This is a genomic window from Desulfosudis oleivorans Hxd3 (assembly GCF_000018405.1).
Lineage (GTDB): Bacteria > Desulfobacterota > Desulfobacteria > Desulfobacterales > Desulfosudaceae > Desulfosudis > Desulfosudis oleivorans.
Genome location: NC_009943.1, coordinates 3414365 through 3436137 on the forward strand (window position 1 = coordinate 3414365; position 21773 = coordinate 3436137).

19 protein-coding genes are annotated in these 21773 nt (G+C 57.0%); 2 read left to right on the forward strand and 17 right to left on the reverse strand.

What is annotated here, in order from left to right:
- Positions 1–60: 60 nt before the first annotated feature.
- Positions 61–756 carry a transglycosylase SLT domain-containing protein gene (locus tag DOLE_RS14580; RefSeq protein WP_012176246.1) on the reverse strand — a complete coding sequence of 232 codons (696 nt, stop codon included), beginning with the start codon at positions 754–756 and terminating at the stop codon, positions 61–63.
- Positions 757–900: 144 nt separating this feature from the next.
- Positions 901–1176 carry a PxxKW family cysteine-rich protein gene (locus DOLE_RS14585; RefSeq protein WP_012176247.1) on the reverse strand — a complete coding sequence of 92 codons (276 nt, stop codon included), beginning with the start codon at positions 1174–1176 and terminating at the stop codon, positions 901–903.
- Positions 1177–1393: 217 nt separating this feature from the next.
- Between DOLE_RS14585 and uxx1 the strand changes: the two genes are divergently transcribed.
- Both uxx1 and DOLE_RS14590 read left to right on the forward strand, forming a co-directional pair.
- On the forward strand, positions 1394–1615 hold the full coding sequence (uxx1, locus tag DOLE_RS18835; RefSeq protein ID WP_083766625.1) for a UXX-star selenoprotein family 1: 222 nt from the start codon (positions 1394–1396) through the stop codon (positions 1613–1615).
- Between the two features lie 67 nt (positions 1616–1682).
- Entirely contained in the window at positions 1683–2333 is a 651-nt protein-coding gene (locus tag DOLE_RS14590) for an LOG family protein (protein ID WP_012176249.1), read from the forward strand.
- Positions 2334–3048: 715 nt separating this feature from the next.
- Here the strand turns inward: DOLE_RS14590 and msbA are convergent.
- The 15 genes from msbA to metK all read right to left on the reverse strand — a co-directional run bounded on the left by msbA (position 3049) and on the right by metK (position 21505).
- Positions 3049–4806, reverse strand: a complete 1758-nt coding sequence (gene msbA / locus DOLE_RS14600) for a lipid A export permease/ATP-binding protein MsbA (RefSeq protein WP_012176250.1) — start codon at positions 4804–4806, stop codon at positions 3049–3051.
- Complete coding sequence (gene lpxB / locus DOLE_RS14605) at positions 4806–5975, reverse strand: lipid-A-disaccharide synthase (protein WP_012176251.1); 1170 nt, start codon at positions 5973–5975, stop codon at positions 4806–4808. Before lpxB ends, msbA begins: the two co-directional genes overlap by 1 nt.
- On the reverse strand, positions 5968–6924 hold the full coding sequence (locus DOLE_RS14610; protein WP_012176252.1) for a Gfo/Idh/MocA family protein: 957 nt from the start codon (positions 6922–6924) through the stop codon (positions 5968–5970). Before DOLE_RS14610 ends, lpxB begins: the two co-directional genes overlap by 8 nt.
- Before the next feature lie 18 nt (positions 6925–6942).
- Positions 6943–7764 carry an LpxI family protein gene (locus DOLE_RS14615; RefSeq protein ID WP_012176253.1) on the reverse strand — a complete coding sequence of 274 codons (822 nt, stop codon included), beginning with the start codon at positions 7762–7764 and terminating at the stop codon, positions 6943–6945.
- Between the two features lie 118 nt (positions 7765–7882).
- Entirely contained in the window at positions 7883–8653 is a 771-nt protein-coding gene (gene lpxA / locus DOLE_RS14620; RefSeq protein ID WP_012176254.1) for an acyl-ACP--UDP-N-acetylglucosamine O-acyltransferase, read from the reverse strand.
- A gap of 16 nt (positions 8654–8669) precedes the next feature.
- Positions 8670–9122, reverse strand: a complete 453-nt coding sequence (fabZ, locus tag DOLE_RS14625) for a 3-hydroxyacyl-ACP dehydratase FabZ (protein ID WP_012176255.1) — start codon at positions 9120–9122, stop codon at positions 8670–8672.
- Positions 9123–9144: 22 nt separating this feature from the next.
- Positions 9145–10167 (reverse strand): UDP-3-O-(3-hydroxymyristoyl)glucosamine N-acyltransferase, encoded by a 1023-nt coding sequence (gene lpxD, locus DOLE_RS14630; protein WP_012176256.1) that lies wholly within the window; start codon positions 10165–10167, stop codon positions 9145–9147.
- Positions 10168–10200: 33 nt separating this feature from the next.
- A complete protein-coding gene (locus DOLE_RS14635; protein WP_012176257.1) occupies positions 10201–10737 on the reverse strand; it encodes an OmpH family outer membrane protein in 537 nt (178 codons plus the stop codon).
- 88 nt (positions 10738–10825) lie between these two features.
- Entirely contained in the window at positions 10826–13567 is a 2742-nt protein-coding gene (bamA, locus tag DOLE_RS14640; RefSeq protein WP_012176258.1) for an outer membrane protein assembly factor BamA, read from the reverse strand.
- Position 13568: 1 nt separating this feature from the next.
- Positions 13569–14273, reverse strand: a complete 705-nt coding sequence (locus tag DOLE_RS14645; protein WP_041281239.1) for an ABC transporter ATP-binding protein — start codon at positions 14271–14273, stop codon at positions 13569–13571.
- Between the two features lie 28 nt (positions 14274–14301).
- The gene (locus DOLE_RS14650) at positions 14302–15528 is read right to left on the reverse strand and encodes a lipoprotein-releasing ABC transporter permease subunit (RefSeq protein WP_012176260.1); all 1227 of its coding nucleotides are present in this window, start codon (positions 15526–15528) and stop codon (positions 14302–14304) included.
- A 42-nt stretch (positions 15529–15570) separates the two neighbouring features.
- Positions 15571–17067, reverse strand: coding sequence for a lysine--tRNA ligase (gene lysS, locus DOLE_RS14655; protein WP_041280608.1), 1497 nt, complete (start codon positions 17065–17067; stop codon positions 15571–15573).
- Between the two features lie 90 nt (positions 17068–17157).
- Positions 17158–18552 carry a two-component system sensor histidine kinase NtrB gene (locus DOLE_RS14660; RefSeq protein ID WP_167320888.1) on the reverse strand — a complete coding sequence of 465 codons (1395 nt, stop codon included), beginning with the start codon at positions 18550–18552 and terminating at the stop codon, positions 17158–17160.
- A gap of 94 nt (positions 18553–18646) precedes the next feature.
- The gene (locus DOLE_RS14665; protein WP_012176263.1) at positions 18647–19858 is read right to left on the reverse strand and encodes a type II secretion system F family protein; all 1212 of its coding nucleotides are present in this window, start codon (positions 19856–19858) and stop codon (positions 18647–18649) included.
- 480 nt (positions 19859–20338) lie between these two features.
- Positions 20339–21505 carry a methionine adenosyltransferase gene (metK, locus tag DOLE_RS14670; RefSeq protein ID WP_012176264.1) on the reverse strand — a complete coding sequence of 389 codons (1167 nt, stop codon included), beginning with the start codon at positions 21503–21505 and terminating at the stop codon, positions 20339–20341.
- Positions 21506–21773 lie beyond the last annotated feature (268 nt).

Here is a 21773-nt window from a genome sequence, read left to right on the forward strand (position 1 = left end):
GGAGTACACGTATAACTACTTGAATTTAAAATGAGGTGCAGAGAAAACGGGTAAGCCCGCTCAGAACGGCCAGAGAAAACACTTGAGGGACGCTTCAAGGCTTTTTCGGCACCCGGCATACTGGCGGGCATACAGGTCGGCCCTGGCCTGGACCTTCCGGGCCACGGCCAGCAGAGAAGGCTTTTTCTGATGGGTGCCCCGGGAAAAACCGCCCTGGCCCTCATGGTAGGCAAGATAGAGGCTGTAGGCGTCACTGGCGGCGATACCGCACTTCACCCGGCTCAAGTGACAATACCAGCCGATAAAGTCCACGGCATCGGCAAAATCGTCCCGGTCGGCCCCGGCGTTGCCCGTGGCCCTTTGATAGGCGTCCCATGTGGCGTCCAGTGCCTGGGCATACCCGTAGGCGGAGGAGGGGCGCGGGCCGGGCAGAAGACAAAGGCAGGTGGTGCGGGGCGGCCTGGCCTTGGGCTGAAAGCGGGACTCCTGGTGCATAATGGCCATCAGTACCGGTATGGGAATGCCCCATCGCCGGGAGGCGGCGTGGGCCGGCTTGAACCAGTCGTCCTTCTCTTTAAAAATACGGCAGACATTGTCCCGGGAGGAGAGCGGTTGGAAGCCGGCACAGCCGAAAACCGACATGCCGGCACACAGACAAACGATTCCCAAAAGCACGGGTTTTATATAGGACTCGGCTTTTGTCATGGTGTCGCTGCCGGCCCGCTCAGAAAGGTTTTCTTCCGGCAGGCAGACCATTAAGATTTACAGGCAGTTGTTTTCGTAAAGACAACGGCTGTTTTAAAAAAATCGGGCGGCGGGCATGACGGGGAAAGACATGCTCGCCGCCGGAATCAACAGAAATCCGCAACCAGGGGCCTGGAAAACGGTACCGTAGCCCGTCTATTTGGAACCGCGCTTGGACGCCTTGAGCGGGTTTACTTTCGACTTGGTCGCTGCGGCATCCACCACATGGGTGGCCAGGTTGCACCGGCCCCGCTTCCATTTGGCCGCGGGGTCAGGGGTGGCTGTACAGTACAGACCTGTGGGAAACTCGGCAATGCGTTTACAGCCCGAACAGGCTTCCACAACAGGCTTGCACACCCCTCCGATAAAGGAGCAGCCCGCCGCCGTCATAAAGGGACATTCGACATTCTCTTTTACAGTTACGCACAACATGATGACAACACCTCCATGAAACAGACCGCCCTGCCAGTACATGGACAGGGCATAAAAAATTAAAGTTCTATTTTTTAAATCCATTCGAAGGGCAAGTCAAGGCTTTTTTGGCTTTTTGTGTTTTGCTGCGCCTGGATTTCTCCCGGAAAACCTGATAGAGTGTCCGGATCATAACGGCCCGCATGTCGTGACACCGTTCCCCCTTCAGGAGGCAGCAATGGACCGCACAGTGATCATTTATGGCAAGCACACATGACCCTTCACCCGGTTGGCCCGTGAGGCCTATGCCGCGTCCGGACGGACAGTGGACTATCGCGATGTGGCGCAGGGATCGCCCGACACCCTTGACGCCATGCTGACCCTTTCCGGTGGCAACCGGAAAATACCGGTGATCGTGGATGAAGGCCGGGTGATCATCGGCTTTCAGGGACGGGGCTGAAAGGCCTAGTCACAACCGGCCGGCGGCCGGATTCCAACAACCCCACCAGAACAGGAAAAAAACAACAATGAGCAGACAGTTTCTCCTTGATGAGTTCAAGCTGGAAGAGTCCTGGCGTCTTTTTAAAATCATGGGCGAATTTGTCGAAGGCATCGACGAGCTTCACAACATCGGCCCGGCGGTGAGCATCTTCGGATCGGCCCGGCTGCACCCCGATTCGCCGGTTTATCAAAAAGCTGAAAAAGTTGCTGGTCTGTTTGCCGAAAACGGTTTTGCCGTGATTACCGGCGGCGGCGGGGGCATCATGGAAGCGGCTAACAAAGGGGCCTCGGCAAAGGGAGGCAAATCGGTGGGATTGAACATCGACCTGCCCTTTGAGCAGAAGCCCAATGATTATGCCAATATCAAACTCCAATTCCACTATTTTTTCATTCGCAAGGTCATGTTCGTCAAGTATGCCCAGGCCTACATCATCATGCCCGGCGGATTCGGCACAATGGATGAGCTGTTCGAGGCGGTCACCCTGGCCCAGACCCAGCGCATTCGGCCCCTGCCCATCATTTTGATGGGGTCGGACTACTGGTCGGGCCTGGTGGAGTGGGTACGGGCCACCCTGCTGGCCGATGGCGCAATTTCTGCGGAAGACATGGATTTTCTTCAGATTATCGACGAACCGGAAGCAGTGGTCAAGGCCGTCAAAAAGCTGGTAATTCTGTAGGCTAAATCATTGGTGTTCAAAACCGTTCCCAAAAGAACGTTTAGGCTTTACAACTATTTGAATTTACAAATTCCGGGAATGGGGCATCAATGGCAGGCCCCGCCCATTGCAGCGCAGCCGAACGCAAATGCTTTTTTCGGGAAAAAGCGGGCAGGCTGTTTGAGCACCGCGAAGCGGGCGAGTTCCTGCCCTGGATGTTTCACGAGCTGATTTGGCCGCAGATGCAAGGCGCGGCATGCGACGCTGTAGCCGGTCTACTGCGAGCATGCCGCAACACAGCAGATGCGGCCAAGGCGGCTCGCCCGAAGGGGGAATTTTTTCGACAGAAAAATAACAGATTCCCTTAAAATCAACTTTTTGTTGTCGAAAAAATTCATGAAATATTCAGGTGCCCGCGCCGAACAAAGCGTTTGCGCAAGGGAAGCCACGCCTGTGGCGTGGCGAGCCAGAGGCCAAGCTGTCACGCCTGCGGCGTGATTCTTTTGGTACTTTTCTTGCCGCCAAGAAAAATACACGGATAAGCAGGATAAGAGAGATATCCTTTAAGAGCACTGCCGTAAAGACAATTCGATTTCGATCCCGATCCCGATAGCAATTCGATTTGGATAAACAACCGGGAATCTGTCCTGCCACAATTAAAACCGTTTTGGGACAACAATGAGCCTAAATATTTCATGAAATGTCCGGGCTCGCCGGGAAAGGGACGCCTTCCCGGCTACTCTTCCTGAAGCCCGCCGTTGCTGAGTTGCATCTGGCAGAGCCGGGCATAATCCCCTTTTCGGGCCAGCAACTCCTCGTGCTTTCCCTGCTCGGTGATCCGGCCGTCCGACAGCACCACGATCCGGTCCGCATGGTGGACCGTGGAGAGCCGGTGAGCAATCACAAAGGTGGTGCGGCCCTTCATCAGGTTGGCCAGAGCCTTCTGCACCACTGCCTCGGATTCACTGTCCAGGGCCGAAGTGGCCTCATCCAAAATCAGGACCGGCGCGTCCTTGAGCAGGGCCCGGGCAATGCAGAGCCGTTGCTTTTGCCCACCTGAAAGACGCGCTCCCAGCTCGCCGATCATGGTATCAAACCCCTTGGGAAACCCCACGACAAAGTCATACGCATAGGCGTCTTTTGCCGCCTGAAGGATATCCGCCTCCGATGCATCCTGATTACCGTAAGCGATGTTGTTGCGCACGGTGTCGTTGAACAGGATGGGCTCCTGGGTGACAATGGCGATCTGCTCCCGCAGCGAGGCGATGGATGCCTTGCGGATGTCCGTGCCATCGATAAGAATGCGACCGGAGGCCACATCATAAAACCGGGGAATCAGGTTGACAAGGGTGGTTTTGCCGCCGCCGCTGGCGCCCACCAGGGCCACCACTTCGCCCGGCGCCACCGTCAGGTTGATGTCGGTAAGTACCGGCCCGCCGGTGTCGTAGACAAACGAGACCTTCTCAAACGCCACTGTGTGGGGGGCCCGTTGTATCGTCACCGGGTCCGGCGCTTCAACGATATCGGACCGGGTTTCTAAAATATCGTAGACCCGGTCCACGGCGGCCAGCCCCTGCTGAAGCAGGGCATTTAAACCGGAAATCTTTTTCACCGGGTCGTACATCAGCATCACCGCCGCCAGAAACGACAGAAAGGTACCGGTGGTATAGACCCCGCTGATGACCCGGGAGCCGCCCAGCCAGATGACAAAGGCGATGCCCGCCCCGGCCACGAACTCCATGAGCGGAGACGACAGTGCCCGCACCATGATGCTTTTCATCTCAATCACAAAAAGCGACCGGGACTTTTCATAAAACCGGGCCTCTTCGTAGGCCTCCATGCCAAAGGCCTTGACGATCTTGTTGCCGGAAAAGGTCTCGTGCAGAAAAGCGTTCATGTCGGCGATGGTCTCCTGGCTCCGGGTGGAGACCCGCCGCACCTTCCGGCCGATGGCCACCACCGGGTAGAAGGCCACCGGCAGGACGATGAAGGCCACCAGGGCCAGCTCCCATATCTGGTAGAAGATCAGCCCCAGCAGGAAAAAAACCGTGCAGAAGTCGCGTACCATGGAGGTGACGGCATTGGAGACAACGATCTTGATGAGATTCACATCATTGGTGATGCGGGACATCAGGACCCCGGTGCGCTCCTTGTGAAAAAAGGCCAGAGGGAGCTGACATATCCGGGCATAAAGATTGTCCCGAAAATTTTTGATGATGCCCTCGGCCACCCGGCCCATGAAAAACTCCTGGCCGTACATGCCCGTGCCCCGCAGCAGGGAGACAATCACCACCGCCAGCGGAATCAGCCGAAGCATTTGGGCGTCCTTGGTGATAAAAATCTGATCAATGGCCGGCTTGATGAGATAGGCAAGGGCCGCGGTGGTAGCCGATGTCAGCAGCATGCAGGCCACGGCCAGGTAAAGCCGGAAACGGTTTCCCTTGATGTATCCCAGCAGGCTGCGGTGTCGTGGTTTTAATCGAAAAATCGCCATCAGGTTACCCCTTCATTCAGCAGCCGGGCCGCGATTCCGGCGGCCCGGGCAGATGCCCCGGGACCGCCCAGGCGCTTCCGAACTTCGGCAAGCTCCTTTCGAACGGTCTCCAGTTCCTGGGGATCAGAAATCATCGACATGATGCGCGCGGCAATATGCTCCGCCGACGCATCTTTCTGAATCAGCTCCGGCACAACCGCTTTTCCGGCGATCAGGTTCACCAGGCTGATGTGCTCCAGCCGGATCAATGCCTTTGCCAGCCAGTAACTGAGAAACGACACCTTGTAAATCACCACCATGGGAACGCCGTACAGGGCCGTTTCAAGGGACACGGTGCCGGACACCGCCACAACGCAGGTGCTCCTCTTCAACACCTGGGTCACGTCACCGGGAACAATGGTAAAAGGAACGGTGCCGATATACTTTTCCGTGATTGAAGCCATGCTTTCCACCGGAATCGAGTGCGCGCAGGAGACCATGAAAGTGACATGGGGATGGCGACGGCTGATCCGGGCCCCGGCTTCCATCATTACAGGCAGGTGTCGTGCCACCTCGCTGCCCCTGGAACCGGGCAGCAGGCCCACCACTGTCCGCCCTTCTGTTCTCTCGTATAACGGCGCCGGACCGTATCCGGCGTCCAGCAGGGGATGGCCCACAAAGGTCACGGGGACATCGTGGGCCTTAAAAAAATCGGCCTCAAAGGGAAGAATCACCGCCGTGTGATCCACCCGTTTTCGAATGGTGCGCACCCTGCCTTTTCGCCAGGCCCATACCTGGGGAGAAATATAGTAAAAAACGGGAATGCCGTGCTTTTTGGCCGTTGCGGCCATTCTCAGGTTAAAATCGGGAAAATCGATAAGCACCAGCAGATCGGGAATGCGGGAGGCCAGCATCCTTTTGGCCGTTTTCATGCCGCTTAGGATATCCGGCATGCGGGCAATCACCTCGGTGATTCCCACCACCGAAAGCCGCTCCGCCTCCACCAGAATCTTGGCGCCGGCCCGGCGCATGGCCGCCCCTCCAATGCCGCAGAAAAAAAGAGGGTCCTTAATCTGTTCGCGCATGTTTCGGATCAGGTTGGCGCCGTGCAGGTCGCCGGAGGCCTCGCCGGCAATGATCATCACGCACCGGCCCACTGGCACCCTGTTCGGCAAAGCATGCTTATCCAATCCGGTCTCCTGTGCGCTGAATCTGGTCCGCCACATTCAGGGCCACCCGCAGGGCCTCCCGACCCACCCGGCCGGACACCTCCGGGGTCTCCCGGCGCCGAACGCTTTTTACAAAGGCCCGAACCTCCTGCTCCAGTGCGTCCCATTTCATAAACGAAAGGTTTTTTACGGTCAGGCCGGGAATGAAGCTCGACGCGTCGCCGTCTCCGCTTTTATCAACAATAGTGATGTCGCTGTTGGCAAAATCGATGGCGATATAGGCCTCTTTCTGAAACATGCGCAGTTTGCGTTCGTTACGGGTGGAGATGCGGCTGGCCGTTACGTTGGCCACGCACCCGTTTGCAAATTCCAGGCGGGCATTGGCGATATCCACGGAATCAGAAATCACGGCCATGCCGGCGGCTCGAATGTCGGTCACCTCGGAACTCACGAAGTTTAAAATAATGTCAATATCGTGAATCATTAAATCCAGCACCACGCTCACGTCAGTGCCACGGGGCTTGTAAATGCTCAACCGGTGGGACTCGATAAACAGGGGCTTTTTGACGATTCCCTTCAGGGGCGCCACCGCCGGGTTAAACCGTTCCAGGTGCCCCACCTGAAAAACAGCCCCGGTGGATTCGGCCATCTCCACCAGGCGGTCCGCCTCGTCCAGGGTCTCGGTCATGGGCTTTTCCAGCAGAATATCCACACCCTGTTCCAGAAAGGCCCGTGCCACCTCAAAATGATACCGGGTGGGCACCACGATGCTCACCGCGTCCACACGGCCGAAGAGATCGCGAAAATCGGTGCGGGCCGTGGTGTTCAATTTTCCGGCCACCGCTTCAGCAGCGGCCCGGTCGATATCCACCACGCCCACCAGGTTCACATCCTCTATGGCGGCATACTTTTCCGCGTGGAATTTTCCCAGATACCCGGTTCCCACCACACCGACACGCAGTTTTTCCATCTTCCGCCTTACCCTTTATCAGGAGAGCCTTGCGTCCTTGTCCGTCAACGCCATGACGCACATGTTATTTGCATCCGCAAACGATACCATCTCCGGCTTATCAAACACCACGGAGCGGCCCGCTTCCACCGCCAGCACCTTGGCCCCCGTGGACTGCATGGTTTTGACTGTCTCCATTCCCACCGCGGGAATATCAAACCGCAGGTCCTGGTTGGGCTTGCACACCTTTACCACCACCGCGTCCCCGCCGCCCAGCCTGCCGCCCCGGGCAATGGCCGCGTCGGTGCCCTCGATGGCCTCCACCGCCAGCACGGACCCTTTTTGCACCACCACGCACTGTCCCACGTCCAGCCGGCCGATCTCCTTGGCAATACGCCACCCAAGGGAGATATCGGACCACTGACCGGCGGTGGGCTTTGTTTTCGTCCAGCACCCTTCACCGGCAAGAATGTGCGGCAACAGGAACGTGGAGGCCCGGACCCGCAGCCCGTTTTCCTCCAGCAGCCCGGCAAAACTTCTTAACAGCAGATCATCATGCGTCTCCGTCAGTCCGGCAATAAAGGCCAGGGCCGTGGCATCGGGCTGAAAATCAGAAAACATGACGGTTTTACGCACCCATCCCATGATCACCGTGTCGGTGACCTGATGGCGGGAAAAAAAACCCAGCAGGTGCTCCACCTGGCCCACGTTGAGCCAGGCAGCGGCATCAACCGCCTCCTGAATGGCGGGGTCAGCCTGGCCGGTGTAGGCCACCGCATAGACCCTGTGGCCGGCCGCTTTTGCCGCGCGGGCGAACAACAGGGGAAAACAGCCGCCCCCCGCGATCAGTCCGATGTTCATGATATGCTCTCTTCCGGTGCCAAAGCGGATAACCGCTTTCGGTGCTGAGTGCTCTTTGGTCTCGAAAAGGTTACGAAACGATATTCATCCATCCCGGAAAACTTCACGGGATTTTGGCCTATCGTGTCAGCCCCCGGTTGGACGAGGTGATAAAGTCCATGAAGGCTTTGACCTCGTCGGTCTGCTCCACCTCGGCATAGGCCCGCTCCACCGCCTCATTTAGGGTAAGCCCGATGCGAAAAATAATCCGGTAGGCTTTTTTGAGGGCCGACAGGGCCGTGGGCGAAAAATCATGTCGCTTGAGTCCCACCATGTTCAGTCCATAGAGTTTAGCCCGGTCTCCGGCGGCGATCACGTAGGGCGGAATATCCTTGACCACGGCGGACTTGCCACCGATAAACGCGTAGCTGCCGATCTTGACAAACTGGTGAACGGCCACCAGGCCGCCGATGGTGGCGTAATCGCCCACCGTGATGTGGCCGGCCAGGGTGGCGTTGTTGGAAAAGATCACCCGTTTGCCCACACGGCAGTCGTGGGCAACATGGGTGTAGGCCATGAGCAGGCAGTCGTCGCCGATCTCCGTGAGACCACTGCCTTCCACCGTTCCCCGGTGAACCGTGACAAACTCCCGGATCGTACACCGGTTCCCGATTTTGACATAGGTCTCTTCTCCGGAAAACTTCAGTGCCTGGGGCACCGCGCCGATGGCGGCAAACTGAAAAATCCTACATTCCGAGCCGATGGTGGTATGGGACTGGATGACCGCATGGGGTCCGATCACGGTACCGGCACCGACAGACACCTTGTCCCCGATGATCGAATAGGCGCCGATCTGAACATCGGGCCCGATATCAGCCCCGGGATCAATAATCGCGGTTGGGTGTATCACTTTTCTTCTCCCGTGCCTATGCGTCTGTCTCCGACGGCTGAAGGCTGGCCATGATCTGGGCCTCGGCCACGTGCACGCCGTCAACCTCGGCAAAGGCATCGATCTTGATGGTGTTGAGTTTTTCTTTCACAATAGCGGCGCAGAGAATCAGGGCGTCTCCCGGCACCACCTTTTTCCGGAACCGGACCCTGTCCAGCCCGGTGAGATACCGGACCCCGCCCACCGGCGTATCCTGCCGGGAGAGGCCGATCAACAGGCCGCCGGCCTGGCACATGGCCTCCACGATCAGCACGCCGGGCATGACCGGATTGCCGGGGAAATGCCCGGCGGCCCAGGGTTCGGCGGCGAACACGTTTTTGAGTACCCGAATCTGCCTGTTGGGCACCACCTCCAGCACCCGGTCAATCATAAGAAACGGATAACGCTGGGGCAGTATGTTGAGAATCGTCCCGATGTCGATGGTTTCCATGGGCATGTCCCGTTGTGATGGATTACCCTTTTTCCAGAACAGCCAGCCGCTTTTCCAGTTCCGCAATCTTCTTTCGCATTCCGGGCAGGCCGGCCACGATGGACTGGGCACGGAGCCACAATTTGTGTGGCATACCCGGCGTACCGGAAACGGTTTCGCCGGGTTTTATCGATTTCACGATGCCGGCCTGAGGGCCGACCACTGCGTTGTCTCCGATATCAAGATGGCCGGAAATACCGGCCTGACCGGCCAGTATCACATGGCGGCCCACGGTAGTGCTGCCGGCAATACCGACCTGGGCCACAATAATGGTGTTCTCGCCCACGGTCACATTGTGAGCGATATGCACCAGATTGTCGGTCTTCACGCCCTGCCGGATCCAGGTCCGGCCGAAGGTGGCCCGGTCAATGGCATTGCCCGCGCCGATCTCCACGTCATCATCAATCTGAACCATACCGCTGTGGGGAATCTTGACATACATTTCCCCATCCGGGGCAAACCCGAACCCATCACTGCCGATCACCGAACCGGCGTGAATGATCACCCGGTTGCCGAGCACGCACTCCCTCAGGATCGATGTATTGGCATGAATGATCCCGTCATTTCCGATGCGCACATGGTTGCCCAAAAACACACCGGGATAGAGCAGCACCCGGTCTCCCAAGGTCACATGGTCCCCGATCACCACGCCGGGACCGATGGATACATCCTCTCCGCAGGCAAAGCCGCCGCCGATAACAGCCCGCGGATCAATGCCGACGGGCTGCCGGCAGCCGGTGTCAAACATCTGCCGTATGCGAGCAAAAGCCGCCGCCGGATTCTCCACCGCCACCAGGTTCCGGCGGCTGTCCGTAAAATCAGTGGGTACCACAAGGGCGCCGGCGCCGGTCTGATCGATGCGCTTTAAAAATCCGGCGCTGCCGGCCAGGGTGATCTCCTCCGGCCCGGCCTGCTCAAAGGGCGCGGCCCCGGAAACCTTCTTGGCGGCATCCCCCACGACCCGGCCGCTTACCAGCCGGGCAATCTGTTCAAGGGAGCGTTTCATTGACAGGCTGCCTCACCTTGTCTTCGACGGGAATTACTCCCCGTCCAGGGTCAATTTTTTGGAATTGGCAAACACGATCAGCTTGTCGGTGACATCAATGGCACTGGGATAATACATGGTGTACCCCTTTTCGACCATCAACAGCAGCCCTTCCTTGGTGCCGAACTCCTGGGTCAGCCTGGTGAGTTTCGTGTCAAGCTTGCGCAGCATCTCCTGGTTGACCTTTCTTAAATTTTCCGAATATTTTTGCTGAAGCACCTGAAAATCGTACTTCTTGATGCGAAACGCGCGATCCTTTTCCTCGCGTTTCTCCTCGGACATCACCATGGCGTCGCGCTCCAGCTCTGCTTCAAGCGTCTGGACCTCCTGGGCCGCCGCTTCCAGATCGGCCTTGAGTTTTGCGTGTTCCTTTTCCACCTGGGCATTGGCCGCCTTGCCGATATCGGACTCCTTGAAAAACTTCTGAATGTCCACCACCCCAATTTTCGCCACATCAGCGCCAAAGCAGGGCAAGGAGCACCCCATGCACACCAGTGCCATCACGCTCATGCATATAACAAATTTTTTCATGGGATTACCGCCTCCTTATTGGTTTTGTTGTGTTCAAAATGTATTGTCTGATAAAAACCGCCGACCCGAAAAATTTAGAACGGTTCGGTTAAAATGCCGTGCCGATGGTGAACTCCCACCGTCCGCCAGAATCCTCGCCCGGCCTGGGGTCCAGGATGTATCCCCGCTCCAGGCGAATGGGACCCATGGGCGAGAACCACCGGATACCGAACCCGGCGCTCTCCCGTGGGCGCAGGTCAAACAACTCCTGGCCTTCATCATACACGTTACCGGCATCATAAAATAACACTCCCACCAGACCGGCCTTTTTGTCAAACAGGGGGCAGAGCAGTTCGATGTTAAACTGCACAAACTTGTCGCCGCCCTTCTCTTCCACGATCACCTCCTGCCAGCTGTTGGTTTGACTGGACCATACCTCTACGGTCTCTTTCACCGATATATCACGCCAGCCAAACCCCCGCAACGAGTTGATGCCGCCCAGGTAGAACCGGTCATAGTCCGGCAGAAACCCGCCGGAATTTTCATGCACATAACCGCCCTTGGCATGGGCAAAACCCACAAACCGCCAGAAAAGAGGGTGATACCAGCCGGTCTCACCGGTGTACTTGGTGAACGCCACATCTCCGCCCAGAGGACCGCCGGCGTTCTCAATGGCAATCGTACTCTTGGTGCCCCGGGAGGGATTCATATAGTTATCACGGGTATCATACACCAGGGAAACAGAGGCCCCGCTGGTGACACTCTCGCCTCCCTGGGCGGCCATCTCCTGAATGGACCAGGGCGCATAGATGGAAACATCGTCCACCTCATTGACATCATAGGTATACGCCAGGTAAAGGCGGGTGTTTTCAAACAGGGGATAACCGAACCGAAGGCTGCCGCCGATGGTATGCCGGTCATAGGTATCGGCATCCACGTTCCAGTCATACACATCGATGCCTGCAGAAACACGGGTGTCAAACAGATAGGGCTCGGTAAAACTGAGCCGGTACTCGGAGGAGGTGCCGCCGATCTGGCCCTGAAGGTTGAGCACCTGGCCCCTGCCGAACAGGTTCTGCTGGGAGACGGAGGCCGTAAAAAACAGGCTCTCCACGCTGCTGTACCCGCCGCCGAAGGAGAACATGCCCGTGGGTTTTTCCTCCACCTCAATCTTCAGGTCCACCTTGTCCGGTTCCGCGCCTTCAACGGTGTCTACTTTGAGGGTCTCAAAATAGTTAAGCCGGTGAAGCCGGGACACGCTCTTTTTCAAACGGCTGCCGCTGTAAAGCTCCTGCTCATAGACATCCAGCTCCCGACGGATCACCTTGTCCCGGGTCTTGGTGTTGCCGGTGATGATAATATCGTCAAAATAGACCAGCCCGCCCTTTTGAACGATATACGTGATATCCACCGTCAGGTCGGCATCATTTTTCCGCACATCGGGAATCACGTCGGCATAGAAATACCCCTTGTCCCCGTAAAAACCAGTGATCGAAAGAATATCGGCCCGGACCATGGACCGGTTGAAAAATTCCTCTTCGGTAATGTTGAGCATTTTCTCAAGCTCGGGCCTGAACTCATCCGCGTCCCCCTGAAGGTCCACGATTCCCACCCGGAATCGCTGTCCCTCCTCAATCTTGAAGGTGATGCGAATCCGTTCCTCCAGGTATTCGATTTCAGGGTCTCCGATCCGGGCATCAATATAGCCGCTGTTGTGGTAATGGTTGCTCAGCATGGCCACGTCCTGGCGCAGCTGATCCATGTTCAGATCCCCCGACGATGTGAGCCACCAGAAGAATCCTTTTTTTCTGGTTTTGATGATTTTGCGCAGCTCCTTGTCCCTGTATGCGCTGTTGCCCGCAAAAATAATCTCGCGCACCATGAACTTGTCGCCCCGGTCAATGGTAAAGGCCACATCGGCCTGGTTGTTCTTTTCCTCCTGAATCTCGTAGGAGACTTTTACGTTGTGATAGTTCTTGCCCTTGTAAAGCTGCTCAATGCGGTTGACACTCTCCTGAATCTCAACGATATTCAGCACCGCGCCACGCTTGATGACAAGCTCCTCCCTGATCTCCTCTTCGGAAAAAACCGTGTACTTGTGGATGGTGATACGGCCGACCGTGGGCCGCTCCCTGACGGTAAAAACGATCTTTTTCCCCCGGGCCGAATCTTCGGCTTCCACCCGCACGTCCTCAAAATAGCCCATGGCGTAAATGTGCTTCAGGTCTTCCGAGAGCTGTTCCCGGTTGTATATTTCCCCTTCCCTGGTCCGAATCACCCGCACAATGGCATCGGCCTCAATACGATCACTGCCCTGGACCACAATCTGCTCGATCCTTTTGCGACCCGTGACCGCGGCGCACATGTCACTGGAAAGACCGCGAATCGCATCGGCCAGTTGGCCCGGATCTTCCCCCTGGCCAAAAAACCGGCGAAGTTCCCCGCTGTCCGCGGAAAGCAGGGAAAGATCAATGCTGAAGCTGTTGCCCAGGGAGGTGATGCCGCCCCATAGCGCGAAATCGGCCTGTGCCGCCCGGGCGGCCCGCTGCTTCTCCCCCGGCGTGAAAAGGGACGCTGCTTCATCGTAAAGCGTAACGGAAACACCGCAGGTCTGTTCAAAATTTTCGGAAACCAGGGCCAGTACCTGTTGTGACAGCGGACCGGCGGCGTCGCTGTCGGCCCACACGGCCAAAGGGAAAAGCGCCACACGAGGCTGCTGGTCTGCCCCGGCGGGGACAGGGAAGAAACAGAGCGCCAGCAGGAAAACGGCGCCGTTATAAAACATGGCCCGGGAAACGGGACTGTCCGCAAACCACCGGACACAACGATACCATATCTGTCTTGATCTCACTTCAGGACTCCGTTTCTGATCCGTCTTCAACAGTTTTCACTTTCCCGTCCACAATGGTCATTTGCCGGGACATCAGGGACGCAAGCCCCATGTTATGAGTGGCGACAATAAGCGTCGTGCCCAGTTCCCCGTTCAGCTCAGCCAGCAATTCGTGAATGCGGCTGCTGGTTTTTGCGTCCAGATTGCCGGTGGGCTCATCGGCCAGCACGATCTGAGGACGCAGCACAAGGGCACGGGCAATGGCCACGCGCTGCTGCTCACCGCCGGAAAGCTCGGAAGGGCGATGGTGCAGCCGGTGGGCCAGCCCCACCCGGGCCAGTATCTCCTCGGCGGCATCCGCGGCCGCGGGCCGGTCGTTAGACCCGATCAACACGGGCATCATGACGTTTTCAAGCGCGTCAAATTCGGGCAGCAGGTAATGAAACTGGAACACAAACCCCACGTAGCGGTTTCGCAAGGCCGCCAGCTCCGATTCGCCCAGGGCATAGACATCCCGGCCTTCAAACAAAAGGGTGCCCCTGTCCGGCGGATCCAGTGCCCCCAGTATCTGGAGAAAGGTGGACTTGCCGATGCCCGACGCCCCGACCACGGCCACGGTCTCGCCCCTGAATATCTCGATATCCACGCCGGTGAGCACCTCCACCCGGAACTGGTCATTATGAAAACCCTTGTACAGGTCCCGGCCCACGATCAGAGGATCCGCCATGCCTGTTTTTCCGGTAAGTCCGTTCGTGTCAACCATAACGGATCGCCTCCACCGGGTCCACCTTGGATGCCTGGTTGGCGGGATAGAGGGTGGCCAGATAGCAGATGGCCAGGGCCGCCAGGGCGATGATCAGTCCGTCAGTCAGCTCCAGCTGCACCGGCAGGGTGGTAATGTAGTAGACGTCATCAGGCAGATCGATAAACTGGTACCGTTGAAGGAGCAGGCAGGCAAGCACGCCAAAAAAGAGGCCCAGCAGGGTGCCGGCCCCCCCGATGATCATGCCCTCAATGACAAAAATACGCTTGATGCTTTTCCGGGTGGCGCCCATGGCCTTTAGAATGCCGATCTCCCGTTTTTTGTTCATCACGATCATGATCAGCGAACTGGCGATATTAAAGGCCGCCACAAGGATGATCAGGGTCAGAATAATGAACATCACGGTCTTTTCAAGTTTCAGTGCCGAAAACAGGTTTCGGTTCATGGACATCCAGTCCCTGGCGTAATAGGGGTAACCCAGGCGGGCAACCAGCTGCTCGCCGACGGTATCGGCCCGGTAGATGTCCTTCACCCGTATTTCAATACCACCCACGCTGTTGTCCATGTGCAGGATATGCTGGGCCTCGGCCAGGTGAATATAGGAAAAAGCACTGTCATACTCGTGCATGCCCGCTTCAAAAATGCCGGTCACCGCGAACCGCTTGACCGCCGGCATATGGCCCACCGGGGAGAGCGCCCCCATGGAGAGCACAAGATACACCGTGTCGCCTTCCGTTACGCCCAGTCGCTGGGCCAGTTCCTTGCCCAGCACAATACCCGGCGCCTGGTCTTTGGTGCGCTGCCGAAGCTTTTCCGCCAGGGGTTCCATGTTCTTAAAGATGGTCATGACATGGGCGGCCTTGTCCGGTTCCACGCCTTTTAAAAGCCCGCCGGACACCCCATAGGAAGAACGGAACATGACCTGGGTCATGATAAAGGGCAGTTGCGTTTCCACTTCAGGGTGACGGGAAACCTCCTGCACAACGCGTTCGTAGTCATGAAGTTCACCGCCGTGGCGGGAGAGCACCACATGGGACTCAATGCCGAGAATGCGCGCCTTGATGTCGGCTTCAAACCCGGACATCACGGCGATGACGATGATCAGGGCCATGACCCCGATGATGACCCCCACCACCGACAGCAGGGTGATCAGGGAGACAAACACGTTGCGCTTGGCCGTCATCAGGTGGCGTCTACCGATGAACAGTTCATACATCATAAAACCACTACGCTTTTGTGGATGGTTGATCCGGGCCGCGATTCAGGCATTGCCCGGCGCTTCTTCCCGCCGCATATGGGGAAAAAGAATGACCTCCCGAATGGAAGGCGCATCGGTCAGCAGCATGACCAGCCGGTCGATGCCGATGCCTTCGCCGGCCGTGGGCGGCATGCCGTATTCAAGGGCCTCAATATAGTCCTCATCCATGAAATGGGCCTCGTCATCCCCGGCTTTCCGGGCCGCCACCTGAGCCGCGAACCGCTGGCGCTGCTCTTCGGGATCATTGAGCTCTGAAAATCCGTTGGCGATTTCATTGCCCGCGATAAACAGTTCAAACCGGTCTACAAACCCCGGCGCCTGCGCGCTGGCTTTTGAAAGCGGTGAGACCTCCACCGGATAGCCGGTGATAAAGGTGGGCTGAATCAGGTGGGGCTCCACCAGCGCGTCGAACAACTTGGTGATCACCTTGCCGGTGCTGGTGTCCGTCCGGGCGATCTGCACCCCTCTGGCCGCGGCATGGGCCAGCAGGGCCTCCCGGTCGTTCAGTATCCCCGCGTCCACACCGCCGATCCGTTGCAGGGCCTCCAGCAGGGGCACTCTGGGCCAGGGTCCGGAAAAATCAATGGTATGCGCCTGGTAAACGACCTGCCGGGAACCGGTCACCGCTTCAGCCACATGGCAGAACAGATCTTCGGTCATGGCCATCAGGCCCTGGTAGTCGGCATAAGCCTGGTAGAACTCCAGCATGGTGAACTCCGGATTGTGACGGGTGGAAATCCCTTCGTTCCGAAAATTCCTGTTGATTTCAAACACTCTCTCAAAACCGCCCACCACCAGCCGCTTGAGATAGAGTTCCGGCGCGATGCGAAGAAACAGGTCCATGTCCAGGGCATTGTGATGGGTCACAAAGGGTCTGGCCTCGGCCCCGCCGGGAATGGGCTGCATCATGGGCGTTTCCACCTCCAGAAAATCCCGCTCCAGCAGAAAGGTCCGAATGGCCTGGATCGCCCGGCTCCGACGAATAAAGACGTCCCGGGTGGCGCTGTTCATGATCAGGTCCAGGTACCGCTTCCGATACCGTTTTTCCGGATCCTTGAGACCGTGAAATTTTTCCGGCAGGGGCCGGGTGGCCTTGCAGAGCAGCCGGATCGTTTCGGCCTGAACGGTCCATTCCCCGGTTTTTGTCTGAAACAGGCCCCCGGAAAGACCGATAACGTCGCCCACGTCCATCTGCTTGAAAAGGGCGTAGGCGTCACTGCCCACCTTGTCTTTCTGTATGTAAGCCTGCATCAGGCCGGTACGGTCCCTGAAACGGACAAAGGCAGCCTTGCCGAAGCGGTTGATGGCCATCATGCGGCCGGCCAGTACCGGCAGGTTATCACTCTCCGGTGACGGCGGCCGTCCGGCCTCAATCAACCCGAGCATGTCGGCCACCGTGTGGGTGACATTGAAAGTGGAAGGGAAGAGATCAATCCCTCCGGCTTTGAGGGCCGACATCTTTTCCCGGCGTATGTCAATTATGCTTTCGGCTTTTTCCATGCGTATCAACCTGTCTGGCAATTTTCGGCCCGGTAGCCGGTATTCGATTAAACCTTTAAGGTCTACAGGAGACCCGGCCGGTAGTCAAGGTTAAGTTTCAAGCGCGGTCGGTTGGTCCAGCGGTGCGGGGACTTTTTCCAGGAACAGGCTGAACCGGGACCCCTGCCCCTGGAGGCTCTCCACGTCGATCCGGCCGCCATAGGCTTCAACCAGGCGATGCACCACGGAAAGACCAAGACCCGTTCCCTTGGGCTTGGTGGTAAAAAAAGGGTTAAAGATGGCATCCATATCGCTTTCCGGCATGCCACAGCCGTTATCAGCCACCTCGATGGCGGCCAAATGGTCCCTGGCCGAGGCTGTGGTCACGGTGATGACGCCTTCTTTCCGGCCACTGTCCCGAATGGCGTCGGCCGCGTTGAGCAGCAGGTTCCAGAGAATCTGCCGCAGATATTCGGGATCCACATCCACCCAGATATTGGGGGCCAGAACCGACCGGCAGACGATCCAGTCTTCATTGATCCCCTTTTCAAACAGATCAAGGGTGTCGCGGATCACCCGGTCCAGAAGAACCGACTGAGCCTTGCCCCTTTGGGGTCTGGCAAACAAAAGAAAATTGGTCACCAGCGTGTTGAGCCGCTTGGTTTCCCGCTTGACAATCCCCATCAACCGGGCCCCGTCAGGATCAAAAAAAGTCAGTTCACTGTTGAGCATCTCAATAGCACCGGTGAGGGCCGCTAAAGGGTTCTTTATCTCATGGGCCAGGCCGGCGGCCATTTCCCCGATGGCGGCCATGCGCTCCACCCGGTCCACATGCTTGCGCATGGCCCACAACTCTTTTTTGGCGCGCTGCTCCTGCTCCACCAGCAGGCTGGTGAGAAAGGCGACCACAAAACAGGCCAGAATGGTCACGATCATCTTATAAAGAATATGGGGGCCGCTGTAGGATGCCACCCCGAAGATATGGGCCATCTCAAAGGGTCGCAGAATGCCGTAATATTCCAGGTCGATCATCAGGCCGTATTGAATACTGCACAGGGCCGCGATGATCATACCGCCCTTTCGAAGCAGAAAAAAACAGGCGCTGATCACCACGATGAGATAGAGAAACGAAAAGACGCTGGAAAAAGAGCCGGTGATAAAGATGATCGTTGTGACGATGAATGTGTCCATAATCAGCTGGACAAACGTGAACAGCTTCTTTCTCTTTATAAACAGCATCAGGATGGCGTAAGCCAGAGAGAGAAGAAGAATGAAGGCGGAAAGAAAATAGAGCAGGATCAATGGGTCGGCGGCGGCGGAAAACTTCTTGATGCGGGTAAAGGCCACCGTGGAGCCGAGTAAAAAAAGTCCGAACATGGCCCGCAGAGCGATCAGCCATTTAAGCCGCCGGCTGAACTCCTGCGCAAACAGGTCCATGGTGGCATCCACCACGGATATCGCGATTCGTTCGCCCGGCGGCAATGATGATGTTTTTTCTTTCGGCATGAGGGAAAATTCCGACCGTGGCGACCCGACAATGATAAAAACCCGGCTCATGAACAGCGCCACCGGGCGAAGTTAAGCCAGGGCACTCGGGAGACTAGCCGGATACCGCGCCGGCCAGTTGGAAGACGGGCAGATACATGGAGACCACCAGGCCGCCGATCAATCCGCCCATGAAGACCATCATCAGCGGCTCAATGGCAGAGGTCAGGCTTTCCACGGCGGCATCCACCTCTTCTTCATAAAAATCGGCGATCTTTTCCAGCATGGCATCCAGAGCGCCGGTGGACTCGCCAACGGAAATCATCTGGCACACCATTGACGGAAAGACCCCGCTCTCCAGAAGGGGATCGGCCATGGTGCGGCCTTCGGAAATGCCGGAACGGACCTTGAAGACCGCGTTTTCCACCACCTTGTTGCCGGCGGTGCGGGCCACGATATCCAGAGCATCCAGAATGGAGACGCCGCTGGCCAGCATGGTACCCATGGTGCGAGTGAATCGGGCAACCGCCACCTTGCGGAGCAGAATACCTACAATGGGGAACTTGAGAAAAAGGCCGTCCATGAACAGGCGACCCTTTTCCGTCTTGTAAAACTGGCGGTAGGCCAGGACAAGCAGTACAAAGGCGATGATGATAAAATGAATCTGGGATTTCACCGTATCGGAAAGAAAAATGACAAACTGGGTGGGGGCGGGCAGCTCTTTGCCGAAATCGGCAAACATCTCCTGAAACACCGGAATGACGAACACCAGAATCACGATCACCACCAGAACAGCAATGGACAGGGTGATCAGAGGGTACATCATGGCACCCTTGACCTGCCGCTTGAGCTTGGCCGCCTTTTCCATGTAAGCGGAGAGCCGCTTCAGAATGACATCCAGAATACCACCGGCCTCACCGGCGGCGATCATGTTGACAAACAGATTGTCAAACTGATCGGGAAACGGCTTCATGGCGTCGGCCAGGGTCTGGCCCCCTTCCACGCTGTCCTTTATACTTTTAAGAATCTTTCTGAAGGTGGGGTTGTCCTCCTGGGAAAAAAGAATATCCAGACACTGAACAATGGGCAGACCGGCATCGATCATGGTGGAGAACTGGCGGGCAAAAATAATAACATTCTCTTCCTTGACCCTGGGCTGAAGAAAGGCGACGTTTTCAAACAGATCTTTTGGTTTTTTCTTGACTTTTATCGGCGTGATTCTCTGCCGCTGAAGCTGGGCACGGACCGCCTCCTCGCTGGGGGCCTCCATCTCGCCCTTCTGGGTCGACTGGTCTTTTCGCTTTCCTTCCCAGAGATAAAGCGCCATCGCTCCTCCTCGCTGTTATGAACCGCTAAACCCTAACCCGAATATTTCATGAAATTTTTCAGCATGGACGAATATTCATGCCAAACACAGGCTGCTCTAATAAAATTCAGCCGGTTTTTGAAAATACAAACTGTCATGAGCGGTTTGAGGCATTTTACGCCAATTTTATGTCGAAAAATTTCACCCTTCGGGCGAGCCGCCTTGGCCGCGTCTGCTGTGTTGCAGCATGCTTGCGGTAGCCGGCTACAGCATCGCATGCCGTGCCTTGCATCCGCGACCAAACCAACTCGTGAAACATCCGGGTTAAGCCCTTTTGCCGGCAAACCGGCAGGCCGTCTGCTGCATCGTTGTTACTATACGGAATAATAAGGAACTTTTCAAGCTAATATCAAAAAGACGCAAGCATCCGTCAAGGCGCGGCTCCGGTCCTGATCGGCGCCCGGCAACAGACCGCCATATTGTGGTCTCTGAACAAGCCGACTATATTCCCGCCTTGCCGCGAATCTCATCGGCCCGGCGGGTCGATTCCCAGGGGAAGCTGTCGCCGGTGCGGCCGAAATGGCCGTAGGCGGCGGTGGGCCCGTAGATGGGCCGCTTCAGATCCAGGTAATCGATGATGGCTGCCGGTCGCAAATCGAACACCTCCCGCACGATCCGCTCGGCATCGGCCTCGGGAATGCGACCGGTCCCCATGAGATCCACCATGACCGATACCGGCTGGGCCACGCCGATGGCATAGGCTACCTGCACCTCGCACCGTTTGGCAATACCGGCGGCCACGATATTCTTGGCCACGTGCCGGCCCATATAAGAAGCGCTTCTGTCCACCTTGGAGGGATCCTTGCCGGAAAAACAGCCGCCGCCGTGACGGCCCATGCCGCCGTAGGTATCCACGATGATCTTTCTGCCGGTGAGACCACAGTCTCCCATGGGCCCGCCTACCACAAAACGGCCTGTGGGGTTGATAAAATATTTTGTCTGTTCATCCAGCAGTTCTCCGGGTATCACGGGCAGAATCACCTCCGCGATAATCCGGTCTTTGAGTTCGTCATACGTCACGTCCGGGCTGTGCTGGGAGGAAATGACAATGGTATCGATCCTTTTGGGCTGGCCGTCCTCATACTGAACCGTGACCTGGGATTTGCCGTCAGGCCTTAAAAAATCAAGCACCCCGTTTTTGCGCACATCGGCAAGCTGTTTTGTCAGCTTGTGAGCGTAGCTGATGGGGGCCGGCATGAGTTCAGGGGTTTCATCACAGGCAAACCCGAACATCAGCCCCTGGTCCCCTGCCCCCTGTTCCTTGAAAAGACCGTCCCCCTCGTTCACGCCCTGGGCGATGTCCGGAGACTGCTTGTCAATGCTGGTCACCACGGAGCAGGTCTGCCAGTCAAACCCCATGTCCGAAGAGGTATAACCGATCCGGCGAATGGTGTCCCGGACGATATCGGGAAAGTTGACCGTGGCATTGGCCGTGATTTCACCGGCGATAAACGCAACACCCGTGGTGACAAGGGTTTCACATGCCACGCGGCAGTTTTTGTCCTGGCTGATCAGGGCGTCAAGAACAGCGTCGGAGATGCAGTCGGCCACCTTGTCGGGATGGCCTTCGGTAACGGATTCGGATGTAAAAAGATGTGTCCTGCCCATGAAAAACTCCTTGTCTTTTGTTGTTGCCGGGGCGGTGGAGCAAATCGCGTGGCCGCCGGGTATCGCCAGTCAGGTGCGGAACACGGTGTTGCCGGTCCAAACATCTGTCAAGTGTTGACCATATATATAATATTTTTCTGCCTGTCAACAGGAAACACGGCGGGGGGGGCGGGCAATATGTATCTAAAATCAATGTGTTGTAAACACTTTAGCGCTGTGCTGCCGGAGCCTTCCCACTGTTTGCCCACATTCCGGCACCCGGCTGTCC

Excerpts from the sequence above, each read along its gene's own strand:
- DOLE_RS14610 (WP_012176252.1), bottom strand. The coding sequence starts at position 6,924 with ATGGAAAAACTGCGTGTCGGTGTGGTGGGAACCGGGTATCTGGGAAAA.
- DOLE_RS14615 (WP_012176253.1), bottom strand. The coding sequence starts at position 7,764 with ATGAACATCGGACTGATCGCGGGGGGCGGCTGTTTTCCCCTGTTGTTC.
- lysS (WP_041280608.1), bottom strand. The coding sequence starts at position 17,067 with ATGGAAAAAGCCGAAAGCATAATTGACATACGCCGGGAAAAGATGTCG.
- DOLE_RS14635 (WP_012176257.1), bottom strand. The coding sequence starts at position 10,737 with ATGAAAAAATTTGTTATATGCATGAGCGTGATGGCACTGGTGTGCATG.
- DOLE_RS14660 (WP_167320888.1), bottom strand. The coding sequence starts at position 18,552 with ATGCCGAAAGAAAAAACATCATCATTGCCGCCGGGCGAACGAATCGCG.
- metK (WP_012176264.1), bottom strand. The coding sequence starts at position 21,505 with ATGGGCAGGACACATCTTTTTACATCCGAATCCGTTACCGAAGGCCAT.
- DOLE_RS14580 (WP_012176246.1), bottom strand. The coding sequence starts at position 756 with ATGGTCTGCCTGCCGGAAGAAAACCTTTCTGAGCGGGCCGGCAGCGAC.
- lpxD (WP_012176256.1), bottom strand. The coding sequence starts at position 10,167 with ATGAAACGCTCCCTTGAACAGATTGCCCGGCTGGTAAGCGGCCGGGTC.
- DOLE_RS14650 (WP_012176260.1), bottom strand. The coding sequence starts at position 15,528 with ATGATGTATGAACTGTTCATCGGTAGACGCCACCTGATGACGGCCAAG.
- DOLE_RS14585 (WP_012176247.1), bottom strand. The coding sequence starts at position 1,176 with ATGTTGTGCGTAACTGTAAAAGAGAATGTCGAATGTCCCTTTATGACG.
- fabZ (WP_012176255.1), bottom strand. The coding sequence starts at position 9,122 with ATGGAAACCATCGACATCGGGACGATTCTCAACATACTGCCCCAGCGT.
- msbA (WP_012176250.1), bottom strand. The coding sequence starts at position 4,806 with ATGGCGATTTTTCGATTAAAACCACGACACCGCAGCCTGCTGGGATAC.
- DOLE_RS14590 (WP_012176249.1), top strand. The coding sequence starts at position 1,683 with ATGAGCAGACAGTTTCTCCTTGATGAGTTCAAGCTGGAAGAGTCCTGG.
- DOLE_RS14665 (WP_012176263.1), bottom strand. The coding sequence starts at position 19,858 with ATGGCGCTTTATCTCTGGGAAGGAAAGCGAAAAGACCAGTCGACCCAG.
- DOLE_RS14645 (WP_041281239.1), bottom strand. The coding sequence starts at position 14,273 with ATGGCGGATCCTCTGATCGTGGGCCGGGACCTGTACAAGGGTTTTCAT.